The organism is Actinophytocola sp. (assembly GCF_045807065.1).
Taxonomy (GTDB): Bacteria; Actinomycetota; Actinomycetes; order Mycobacteriales; family Pseudonocardiaceae; genus Actinophytocola.
On sequence record NZ_JBJMIE010000582.1, the window covers coordinates 1 to 10,827 of the forward strand.

12 protein-coding genes are annotated in these 10,827 nt (G+C 73.6%); 11 read left to right on the top strand and 1 reads right to left on the bottom strand.

The genetic code is table 11. The annotated features are described in order from the left end of the window. The 11 genes from ACJ73U_RS34215 to ACJ73U_RS34265 form a co-directional block, all read left to right on the top strand. A partial coding sequence (locus tag ACJ73U_RS34215) for a sensor histidine kinase (protein WP_407781891.1) occupies positions 1 to 660 on the top strand: 660 nt, incomplete at its 5' end. Further along, positions 653 to 1,768, top strand: a complete 1,116-nt coding sequence (locus tag ACJ73U_RS34220; protein ID WP_407781892.1) for a hypothetical protein — start codon at positions 653 to 655, stop codon at positions 1,766 to 1,768. The genes ACJ73U_RS34215 and ACJ73U_RS34220, both read left to right, overlap by 8 nt. After that, a complete protein-coding gene (locus ACJ73U_RS34225) occupies positions 1,765 to 2,406 on the top strand; it encodes a response regulator (protein WP_407781893.1) in 642 nt (213 codons plus the stop codon). The genes ACJ73U_RS34220 and ACJ73U_RS34225 overlap by 4 nt, the downstream gene beginning before the upstream one ends. A gap of 108 nt (positions 2,407 to 2,514) precedes the next feature. After that, a complete protein-coding gene (locus tag ACJ73U_RS34230) occupies positions 2,515 to 3,150 on the top strand; it encodes a sensor histidine kinase (RefSeq protein ID WP_407781894.1) in 636 nt (211 codons plus the stop codon). A gap of 436 nt (positions 3,151 to 3,586) precedes the next feature. Next, complete coding sequence (locus ACJ73U_RS34235) at positions 3,587 to 4,114, top strand: EF-hand domain-containing protein (RefSeq protein ID WP_407781895.1); 528 nt, start codon at positions 3,587 to 3,589, stop codon at positions 4,112 to 4,114. Positions 4,115 to 4,206: 92 nt separating this feature from the next. After that, entirely contained in the window at positions 4,207 to 5,469 is a 1,263-nt protein-coding gene (locus tag ACJ73U_RS34240; RefSeq protein ID WP_407781902.1) for a nucleotide sugar dehydrogenase, read from the top strand. Continuing rightward, the gene (locus ACJ73U_RS34245; RefSeq protein ID WP_407781896.1) at positions 5,466 to 6,233 is read left to right on the top strand and encodes a class I SAM-dependent methyltransferase; all 768 of its coding nucleotides are present in this window, start codon (positions 5,466 to 5,468) and stop codon (positions 6,231 to 6,233) included. The genes ACJ73U_RS34240 and ACJ73U_RS34245 overlap by 4 nt, the downstream gene beginning before the upstream one ends. Further along, a complete protein-coding gene (locus ACJ73U_RS34250; protein ID WP_407781897.1) occupies positions 6,227 to 7,189 on the top strand; it encodes a UbiA family prenyltransferase in 963 nt (320 codons plus the stop codon). The genes ACJ73U_RS34245 and ACJ73U_RS34250 overlap by 7 nt, the downstream gene beginning before the upstream one ends. Beyond that, complete coding sequence (locus tag ACJ73U_RS34255) at positions 7,186 to 8,529, top strand: protoporphyrinogen/coproporphyrinogen oxidase (protein WP_407781898.1); 1,344 nt, start codon at positions 7,186 to 7,188, stop codon at positions 8,527 to 8,529. Before ACJ73U_RS34250 ends, ACJ73U_RS34255 begins: the two co-directional genes overlap by 4 nt. Continuing rightward, the gene (locus tag ACJ73U_RS34260; RefSeq protein WP_407781899.1) at positions 8,526 to 10,085 is read left to right on the top strand and encodes a class I adenylate-forming enzyme family protein; all 1,560 of its coding nucleotides are present in this window, start codon (positions 8,526 to 8,528) and stop codon (positions 10,083 to 10,085) included. Before ACJ73U_RS34255 ends, ACJ73U_RS34260 begins: the two co-directional genes overlap by 4 nt. 1 nt (position 10,086) lies before the next feature. After that, a complete protein-coding gene (locus ACJ73U_RS34265; protein WP_407781900.1) occupies positions 10,087 to 10,503 on the top strand; it encodes a hypothetical protein in 417 nt (138 codons plus the stop codon). On the opposite strand, the gene ACJ73U_RS34270 is transcribed toward ACJ73U_RS34265, so the two are convergent. Then, the coding region (locus ACJ73U_RS34270; protein WP_407781901.1) for a DUF6917 domain-containing protein at positions 10,472 to 10,827 on the bottom strand (356 nt) is incomplete at its 5' end. The two genes, ACJ73U_RS34265 and ACJ73U_RS34270, sit on opposite strands and share 32 nt — an antisense overlap.

Sequence of the window (10,827 nt, forward strand, 5' to 3'; positions counted from 1 at the left end):
GAGGCCGCGCTCTCCCGCGGCGTGTTCGTGCTCGTCCGGCGCAGCGGCCGGCGCGCGGACCGGATGGTGGCGCGGCAGGAGCGGGCGCGGCGGGACGCGGCGGTGGCGGCCGCGCGGCGTGCCGACGAGCAGGAGTACCAGGCGGCGTTGCACGACACCGCCTCCGCGACCCTGCTGATGGTCGGCACCGGCGTGGTCCGCGAGCGCGCGTCCTGGCTCTCGGCGCAGGCCGCGCGTGACCTCGAGGTCATCGGCAGCGCCCCGGAGCGGTCCGACCACCCGGTGGACCTGGTCGGCCGGCTCGAGGACGTCGCGGCGTACGTCCCGTTGCGGATCACCTGGCGCACGGAGGGCGCGCCGCAGGTGCCCGCCGTGATCGCCGCCGCGCTGTGCCACGGCACCCGGGAGGCGCTGACCAACGTCGTCCGGCACGCGGGGGTCGACGAGGCGACGGTGTCCGTCCGCCGCGACGAGGCCGGCGCGATCGTCGTGGAGGTGTGCGACGACGGCGCCGGCTTCGACCCGGAACGCGTGTCCGGCCACCGCTACGGGGTCACCCGCTCACTCGTCGCGCGGATGGCCAGGACCGGCGGCAACACCCGGATCACCAGCCGGCCCGGCCGGGGTACCGCGGTGCGGATGGAGTGGTCCGGTGCCTGAGGACAACACGGAGCTCATCGCCATGAGCTTCGTCGGCGGTCTGCGGTGGGCGACCGTCGGCGTGACCCTGACCGTCCTGTTCGGACTGCAGGTGCCGGTCGTGCTCGCCAACCGGGAGAACTACACCTCGATCGTCGCGCAGGTGGCGGCCATCGCGGTGTTCGCAGCGGTCGCGTTGCTGGTCGCCGCCACGACCGTCCGGCACCGCCGGCTGGGCCGGTGGCGGTGGCCGGTGGTGGGGCTGGTGTTCGCCGCGTCGATCGCCGCGACCGCGGGGGTGGCGCCCCGGCACCGGTTCGGGACGGCGCACTGGTCCTACGGCACCGCGGGCTGGCCGCTGGTGCTGCTGACCCTGGGCAGCGGGATCGGTGTCTTCGCCGGCCTGCTCGCCGCGCACTACTGCGTCACGGCCGTCCAGGTGGTGGCCGGCGGTGCCGCCGCCGTGCCGTTCGCCGGGGTGGTCAACGAGACCGCGGTCACCGCGAGCTTCCAGCTGGCCGTCTGCGTGTTCGCGGTGCTGCTGCGCAGGGTCGCCGCGAGCGCGGCCACCGCGACACGGGCGAGGGAGGCGCTGCGCACGGCGGAGGTGGTCGCCGAACAGCTGCACGCCGACCGCCGCGACCGCTACGCCGCGCTGGCCGAGAGCGTCACCCCGCTGCTCGGCGGGTTGGCGTCCGGTGCGCTGGACCCGGCGGACGAGGCCGTGCGCCGGGCGTGCGCGGTGGAGGCGGCCCGGATGCGGCGCCTGTTCGCGGAGGACCCGACGACGCCGGACCCGTTGCTGCACGAGCTGCGGGCGTGCATCGAACTGGCGGAGCGCAACGGCGTCGCGGTGCAGTTCGCCGAGCGCGGCGAGCGGCCGCCGATGCCCACGGAGGTCCGCCGCCTGGTCACCGAACCGGCGGTGGCGGCACTGGCGACCGCGAAGAGCACGGCACGGCTGACCGTCGTCGGCCGGGACGGGACGGTGACGGTCAGCGTCGTCGCCGACGCCCCGCCCGACGCGGTGCCCGCGGTGGACGACGAGGCGATCAGCACGTCCACGGTGGTCATGGGGGACCGGATCTGGGTGGAGGCGACGTGGTGGGGCCCGGGAGGACGGACATGATCACGGTGGTCGTCGTGGACGATCACCCCGCGGTCACGGCCGGGGTGCGCGCGTGGTGCGCGGCCGCGTCCCCGCCGATCGAGGTCGTGGCCTCCGGCAAGGACGCCGGGGCGGCCTGGCTCGAGCCCGGCGACCGCGCCGACGTGGTCGTGCTCGACCTGCAGCTGGGGGTCGCCGGCCCGGTGTACGGGGACCTCAAGCGGCTGGTCGACGCCGGCCGGCAGGTGGTCGTCTACACGATGCGCGACGACCGGGAGACCGCGTTGACCTGCCTGGACATCGGGGCGTTCACCTACCTCACCAAGGCGGAGGGCGAGCACCACCTCGTCGCCGCGATCCAGGCGGCGGCCACCCACACGCCGTACACCCCGCCGGCGCTGTCCGGCGCGCTCGGCACCGACACCCGCTCGAACCGGCCCCGGCTCGCCCCGCGGGAGGTCGACGTGCTGCTGCAGTGGTTCCACTGCGAGTCCAAGGAGATGGTCGCGCAGCGGCTGAACCTGTCGACGCGGACGGTGAACTCCTACCTCGACCGGGTGCGGGTGAAGTACGCGAGCGTCGGCAGGGAGGCGCCGACGAAGGCGGCGCTGGTGGCCCGCGCCATCCAGGACGGCCTGGTCGGGGTCGACGAGCTTTGAGGGGCGATTGACCGTCACCACGACCGCGGCGCGGTCCCTAGTGTCTTCCTATGGCCACGCAGATGTCCGCACACGACGTCCGGACCGACGTGCCCAGCGGGGGTGGGCATGTCTGACTACGTGCTCGTCGGCCTGGTGACCGTGCTGTTCGGGTGCGGCGTGTGGGCGGCGTTCGCCGTCGGTGTGCGGCGCGGCCGGGCGATCGAGCAGGTCAGGGCCGACCAGCGGATCCAGGACACCGCACTGCCGGCGCTGGACGCGCTCGCGCTGCTCGCCGACACCTCCGGGAACAGGCAGGTCGCCAGGGAGTACGCGGCGCTGCTCCGCCGCGACCTCGACCGCCGCCGCGGGACCCGGCTGAGCGAGGACCTCGTCGGGGTGGTCACGGAGCTGTCCTGGCACGGCCTGCGCACGAAGCTGCGGCTGGACGGCCTGGACGCCCGCGTCGACGCCGGCCTGCCCCCCGACCGCCGCAGCGCACTGCGCGAGGCCACCGGCGCCGCCCTGCGCAACACGGCCCGGCACAGCGGCGTCTCCGACGCGGAGGTGACGGTCGAGACCCGTGACGGCGGGGTCGCGGTCACCACCCGCGACTCGGGCGCGGGCTTCGACCTGGACCACGGCCAGCCCGGCTTCGGCATCGGCGAGTCGATCGTCGGCCGCATGGCCGAGGTCGGCGGCACCGCCACGATCGAGTCCCGTCCCGGCGCCGGCACGCGCGTGACCCTGTGGGTCCCGGCCTGACCCGAGCCCGACCCGCACTCGCACAGACGAAGACACGCGAAGCCCTGCGTCCACGGGATTTCCGGCTCCCCGGCGCGGGGCTGGGTCGCGCGCGTCCGGCTGATATTTCCGTGCGTGGTCGCGCATCGTTCGACACGTTCCGTAGTTCACAATTCCGGCGTACCGGTTCACTCGTCTCGGTAACCGTGCGAGAGACGGCGACGCACTACGTGAGGTGGCGGCGAGATATGCCACCGGTGCCGGTCCCTTTCGAGTGAGATCCTGAACTCGTGTCGCCATGCCGAAAAATCTGTGATTAAACTCCAGAGGTCGGTATCGGCCGTCCGGTCGGAAATCGAAATATTCTGTTCGCTCTTTCAATTTCGTGTGCAGCTCGTTCCCGGCCTCGGAATCTCTCCGGGATCGTAAGGAAAGGGGACCACTTTTGTCCGCGGTCATGTCAGATACGAATGTGCAGGATCGGTTGCAGCGCCGTTTCAACCGGTGGGACAACGATCACAGCGGTGTCCTGGAGAAGTCGGACTTCGAGCGTGAGGCCGACGACATCGCCGAGCGCATGGGTGAGCGCCCGAACTCGCAGCGGGCCACCCAGCTGAAGAAGGCCCTCACCGGTATGTACGACGACATCGCGCGCGACGGCGGTGGCGGCTCGTCGAGCGCGGTCTCGTGGGAGCAGTTCCAGAAAGCCGCGCAGAAATGGATGGCGAGCGACGAGCGCGTCCTCCGCGACCATTTGCGGCCCATGGTCCAGGCGGTCGTGGGCATGGTCGACCGGGACGGGAGCGGCACGATCGACCGTGACGAGTTCGTGGCCTGGATCTCCGCGATCGGCGCGGGGGAGGGGCAGGCGAGCGACGCGTTCGACACCATCGACACCGACGGCGACGGCAGTCTGAGCGTCGACGAGGTGCTGCAGGCCTGCGTGGACTTCCACCTCGGCAGGACCGACTTCGAACTGCTCTGACCTCCCCGCCCGAGTCCACCGGCCACGATCGGTGCTCTCCGTCCCGCGGGAGCACCGATCGTCGTACACCTTCGGAGTGTTCCTTGCCTGATGTGGTGATCATGGGACTGGGTCACGCCGGCCTCCCCCTTGCCCGCCGAGCCTGCGAGGCAGGCCTCTCCGTCACCGGGTACGACATCTCGCCCCCGGTCGTCCGCGACCTGAACGCCGGTGTCTCCCACATCGACGACGTGCCGGCCGCCGCCCTCGCGGACATGCGGTCGGCCGGGTTCACCGCGACCGACGACGACGCCGTGCTCGCCACCGCCGACACCGTCGTGATCAGCGTGCCCACCGGACTGGACGAGCGCGGCGACCCCGACCTCGGCCCGGTGCGGGACGCGAGCCGCGCCGTGGCCGCGCACCTGCGGCCCGGCGTGCTGGTCGTCCTGGAGTCCACGAGCCACCCGGGCACCACGGAGGAGACCGTGCGCCCGCTGCTGGAGAAGGGCAGCGGCCTGCGCGTCGGCACCGACTTCCACCTGGCCTTCTCACCGGAGCGGATCGATCCGGGCAACCGGCGCTTCGGCATCCGTGACACGCCGAGGGTGATCGGCGGCTGCACGCCGCTGTGCGCCAAGTACGCCGTCGCGTTCTTCAGCCGGTTCGTCGACGCGGTGGTCGTCGCCAGGGGTACGCGCGAGGCCGAGATGGCCAAGCTGGTGGAGAACATCCACCGCTACGTCAACATCGCGCTCGTCGACGAGCTCGCCGCCTACTGCGGCCACGCCGGCATCGACGTGTGGGACGTCCTGGACTGCGCCGCCACCAAGCCCTTCGGGTACACGCCCTTCCGGCCCGGGCCCGGCGTCGGCGGGCACTGCATCCCCGTCGACCCGCGCTACCTCGCCGCCAGGGCCGAGCAGGCGGGCCACCCCCTCCACCTGCTCGCCGCGGCGCGGGACGTGCACACCAGGACACCGCACGCCGTGGTCGACCGGACCGCGGCGCTGCTCGCCCGCGACCACGTGCCGGTCGACGGTGCCCGGGTGGTCCTGCTCGGCGTGACCTACAAGGCGGACGTCGCCGACACCCGGCACTCGCCGGCCGAGCCGATCGCCCGGGAACTGCGCCGCCGTGGCGCGTCGGTGTCCTTCCACGACCCGCACGTCACGAGCTTCGCCGTGGACGGCGTCGCGGTCCCCGCGGTCGAAACCCTCGCCGCGTTGTCCGGCGCCGACGTCGCCGTGCTGCTGCAGGGCCACCGCTGCTACGACCCCGCCGCCCTCACGGCCGCGGGCTGCCGCGTGCTGGACACCCGGGGCCGGCTGACCTCCCCGGGGCCGGCACGAGAGGAACCGGAGGCGCTGCCGTGACGACCCAGTACATCGCGGACGCCGGGGTGATCTCCGGCGACCTCATGGACACCGACAGCGACACCGGCATCAACCCCAGCGCCGGCAGCGGGATCAACACCGGCACCGGCACCGGCACGGTCACCGCCGAGGCCGTGGCCGCGGAGTGGCGGCGGCGGGCCGGGCGCCCGGGTCTGGCCAGGGTGATGCGTGCCTCCCAGCCGGCCGAGCTGAACGCCGGTGTCACCGAGCTGACCCGGCGGGTGCTCGCGGACCTGCTCGACCGCGCCGCGGCGGCGGAGGGCCGGCCGCTGCGGTCGGTGCTGGAGGCGGGCTGCGGGATCGGCCGGCTGACCCCCGTCATCGCCGCGCACGCCGACCGCGTCGTCGCGCTGGACATGACCCCGCCCATGCTCGACGCCGCCCAGTCGGCGTGCGCCGGACTGTCCAATGTGGAGTTCCAGGCGGGACGGGTCGAGGACGCCTGCTGGCACGGCGAGTTCGACGTGGCGGTGAGCGTGTGGGTGCTCATGCACGTGCTCGACGAGGACCGCCTGCGTGCCGCCTGCCAGGCGCTGGCCACATCCAGCCGGTACGTGGTGCTCGTCGAGTACGACCACGCGCACGTGCCGGTCAGCCGTTGGTCCCGGCTGCGGACCCTGGTCGAGTACCAGGCGCTGCTGGCCGGCGCGGAGGTCGTCACGACCAGGCGGATCGACTACGGCGGCGACCGGTCCACCGCCGCGCTCCTGCGTTGCCCGACCCGAGGAGACGGCCAGTGCTGACACCCGCCCCGACCACCGCCCCGGTCGTCCGCCGGGCCGGCCGGATCCGCGACTACGCCCGGCTGGGCAAGCTCGACGTCTACGACTACTACCTGTCCGTCCTCGTCACGTTGTCCGCCGCGATCCCGGTCGCCGGGTTCGGGGGGCGGCAGGCGGCGACCGTCCTGCTGTTCCTGCTCGGCGAGGTCCTGTTCATGGTGGCCCAGGTGGCGCTCGACGACTACACCGGCTACCTGGACGGCAGCGACATCCGCAACTACGGCCCGGACAACCCGTTGCGCCGCAAGGAACGCAAGCCGCTGGTGGCGGGCGCGCTCAGCCCGGCCCAGGCACTGCGGTTCGCGTGGGTCAGCGCCGCCGCGGGGGCCGCCTTGTGGGTGCTGGCGTTGCTCACCGCCCCGCACCTGCCCGTGTGGACGGTCGTGCTGATGGTGGCGACCTACGTGGTCGGGCTGCAGTACTCCTACGGCCTCAAGATCAGCTACCACGGCTGCCAGGAGATCTACCTCGTCCTGCTCGGCGCGGCGCTGGTGCTGGCGCCGCTGGGCCTGTCCACCGGGCAGTACAGCGACTTCTGGCTGCTGCAGGGCATCCTGTTCGGGTTCGGGCCGCTGATGTTCGGCGTCTACTCCAACACCAACGACGTCGAGGGCGACCGGGCCGTCAACCGGCCGACCGTGGCCGCGCTGACCTCGCCGCGCGGCAACGCGGTGTTCATCGGGGCGCTGTCGCTCGCCGAGTTCGCCCTCGGCGCGGTCGCGTCGGCCACCGGCCTCGCGCCGTGGTGGTTCGTGCTGCTGATGCTGCCGGCCACCGTGCAGCGGCTGCGCCAGTACCTGACCGGCTTCGTCGCGGGTGACATCATGCGTGCCCGCGGGATCGGGTTCACCGTCCACCGCGTGAGCACCGCGCTGCTGGTGGCCGCGAACCTCCTCGCCGCCTGGAGCCTGGCGTGACCGACGTCGACGTGGTGGTCGTCGGCGCGGGCATCGCCGGTCTGACCGCGGCCCACGAGCTGCGCCGCGCGGGCGTGGACGTCCTGGTGCTGGAGGAGCGGCCGCACGTCGGCGGCCGCATGCACAGCTTCCGGCACGGCGGCTACGTGCTGGACGAGGGCGCCGAGCAGGTGTCCCCGCACAGCCACCGCGCCACCTGGGAACTGCTGGCCCGGCTGGGGTTCTCGACCGCGGAGGTGCCGAGGATCGGCCGGCCGCTGGCCACGTGGCGCGACGGCCGGGCGCGACCCGGGCTCGCCACCGGCCGTGCCCTGCTGACCGGCGCCGGTCTCGGCCCGCGGGCCCGCGCCGACCTCGCCCGGCTGCTGGCGTGGACCGTGCGCACCGGGCAGCTGCTCGACCTGGACCGTCCCGAGCGGACACCCGGGGGCGCGCGGACGGTCGCCGAGTTCTGCCGGCAGTACCACCCGGACCTGCACGACTACCTGTTCCAGCCGCTGACGGGCTGCTTCTTCGGCTGGTCCACCGCCCGCTCGGCCGTCGCGCCGGTCCTGTGCCTGCTGCGGGCCGCCGGCCCGGCGGACGACTGGCGCACGTACCGGGACGGCATGGACACCCTGGCCCGCCGCCTCGCCGAGGACCTGCCCGTGGCGCTGGACACCCGCGTGCACCAGGTGGTCGCCGACCGGGACAGCGCCCGCGTGGTCCTCGACGGCCGGACGCTCACGGCCCGCTCGGTGCTCCTGTGCCTGCCGGCGCCGGTCGCCGCGGAGCTGTACGTCAACCCACCGGCCGAGGAACGGGCTTTCCTGAACGCGTGCACGTTCACGCCGGTGCTGAAGGTGAGCTGCCTGCTGGAGCGCCCGCTGGGGATCGCCGGGTCGTCCCAGCCGTACGCGCTGCTCGTGCCGGAGGTGGAGGACAGCGTGTTGTCGGGCATCATCGTCGACCACGTCAAGCACCCGGGCCGGGCGCCGGCCGGCAGGGGACTGCTCAGCCTCATGGCCGACCCCCGGCTGGTCCCCGACCTGCTGACCGCGCCGAAGACCGAGGTCGTCGCCCGGCTGCGGCACGCCGCCACCCGGTACGTGCCGGGCCTGTCCGCCGCGGCGCAGACCAACTTCGTGCACGCGTTCCGCCACGCCCTGCCCGAGGCCACGCCGCGGGCCCTGCGGCTGCGCGCCGGGTTCGCCGCCCGCCCACCCGGCCCGGTCGACTACGCGGGTGACTGGCTCGCACTGTGCCCGTCGAGCGAGGCGGCGGTGCGCTCCGGCGCGCGGGCCGCGTCCCGGGCCCGTGCCCGCCTGGCGGCGCCGCGACTCGAGGAGTCGGTGGTATGAAGCCGAGGGACATGGGTCTGCTCCTCGACGAGTGCGCCGAGGCGGGTGTGCCCACCCGCGTGCACCTCGACCGGCCGTTCGACGTCGCCCCCGACGGCACCGAGGTGCTGGAGTACGGCGTGGCGGAGCTGGCGGAGCTGGTGCGGGAGATGGCGGGCTGGCTCGCCGCCGCGGGGGTCGGCCGCGGCGACCGCGTCGCGATCGTCAAGGACAGCCACTGGGACTACGACCTCCTCGCCTGCGCGGCGGTGCGGGTCGGTGCCGTGCCGGCGCAGCTCTCCGGGCGGCTCGCCCCGGACGTGCTGGACGTGCTGCTGGCCCGGCTCGCACCCGCCGTCCTCGTGACGAGCACCCCGTACCTGGCCGGCCTGGCGTTCGTGGCACCCCGGGTCATCGTGCTCGACGGGCGCGTGCCGGGCGCGATCGACGTCGCGGACCTGCGGGGCAGCCGGGCGCCGGCGCCCGTGCGTCGCGGCGACGACGAGCCGCTGGTCATCAACCACACCTCCGGCACCACCGGCGTGCCGAAGCTGGTGGTGCACTCCGCCGGCACCATCATCGGCAGGCTGGCCCGGTTCGAGGCGGTGCGCTACCCGCTCATCGGGGTGCGGCGCGACGACGTCCTGGCCAACGCCAGCGACTTCGCGCACGGGCGGACGTTCTGCTGGACCGCCAGCGCGCTGTGCCTGCGGCCGCGGGAGATCGTCATCGTCTCCCGGCACGACGCCGACCACGCCGACCCGGTGCTGCGTGCCCACCCGCCCACGATCGTCGAGGGGCTGCCCGCCACCTACGTCCGGTTCCGGGAGCTGACCGAGCGACTGCACAACCCGTTCCGCCGCGTGCGGTTGTTCGTCAGCACCTACGACGCCATGCACCCGCCGGTGATGCGGGCCTACCTCCACGCCACCGCGCACCGGCGTCCACTGTGGATGGAGGGGTGGGGGCAGACCGAGACCGGTCCCCTGTCCTTCCGGTTCCGCACCCGCTCCTCGCTCGTCGGGCACGCGTCGAGCCGCAACCTCGGCTACCCGGTCCCGGTGCGGACGCGGCTGCGCGTGGTCGACCCCGACACGTTCGACCCGCTGCCGCGTGGCCACCCCGGGCTCGTGCTGGCCCGCACCCGTGCCCGCTGCCTGGACTACGTGGGGGAGTCGCGGCGCTGGCGGGACAAGTGCGCCGGGGAGTGGTGGAACACGGGCGACATCGGCGTCCACCACCGCGACGGCAGCGTGGAACTGCTGGACCGCGAGGTCGACCGGGTGCCCGGCCGCAGCTGCCTGCGCACCGAGGACGTCGTGGAGGACCTGCTGCCCGAGGTGGTCGAGTGCGTCCTGCTCGGCAGGCCGGCGGGGCCGCCGCTGCCGGTGGTCGTCACCGCCGACGGCACGCTGGACCCGGTGCGGTGGCGCACGGTCGTGCCCGACCTCCCCGACCCGGTGGTCCTCACCTGGGACGAGGTGCCCCGCACGGGCACCGGCAAGGTGCGGCGCTCGGCCCTGCTGCGGCAGCTCACCGGCACCGTGGCGACCAGTGGCAGCGGCCGGTGGACATGAGATGACCGGCCGGACCTGGCTCCGGGCCGGGTTGCTGGCCGTCGCGCTCGTCCAGGGGGTGCCCGCGGTATGGGCGGCGTGCTGGCCCCGGTCGTTCTACACCGGCTTCCCCACCGCCGACCGGGCGTGGCTCACGTTGTTCCCGCCGTTCAACGAGCACCTGGTGCGTGACTTCGGCCTGATGACCCTCCAACTCGCCGCGCTGGCCGTGTACTCGGCGGTCTCCCTGGAGTTCCGCCTGGTGCGGGCGACACTGCTGGCGGCGCTGCTGTTCTACGTCCCGCACCTCGTCTACCACCAGCTGCACCTGGTGCCGGGCAGCGACACCGGCATGCAGCTCGTCTCCCAGGTCGTCCCCGTCGTGCTGCTGGTCGTGCTGCTGGCCGTCAACCGGCGGACCCGCGAGCGCCCTGGCTGAACCGGACCGCGTCCTCGGGCGCGAGGTCGAGGTCGGCTCCCGTGTGGACGGTGGGAGCGTGGACGAGGATGTTGTAGTGGTTCGGGAAGTGGCAGGCGTCGAACCCGTGCACGGTCCCGACCAGCCGGCCGCCGATCCAGACTTCGTCGCCGCGGTCGAGCACGCCCGCGTTGTGCAGTTCGGCGAACCCGAGGAAACCCACCCGGTCGATCCGCGCGCCCGGCGCTGTCTCGGTGTGGTCGGTGGTCACCAGTTCGTGCACTTCCCCTTCGCGCACGCACCGGCTCGCGTGCGGTTCGAGAGTCATCCCGCGCTCGTCGCGCC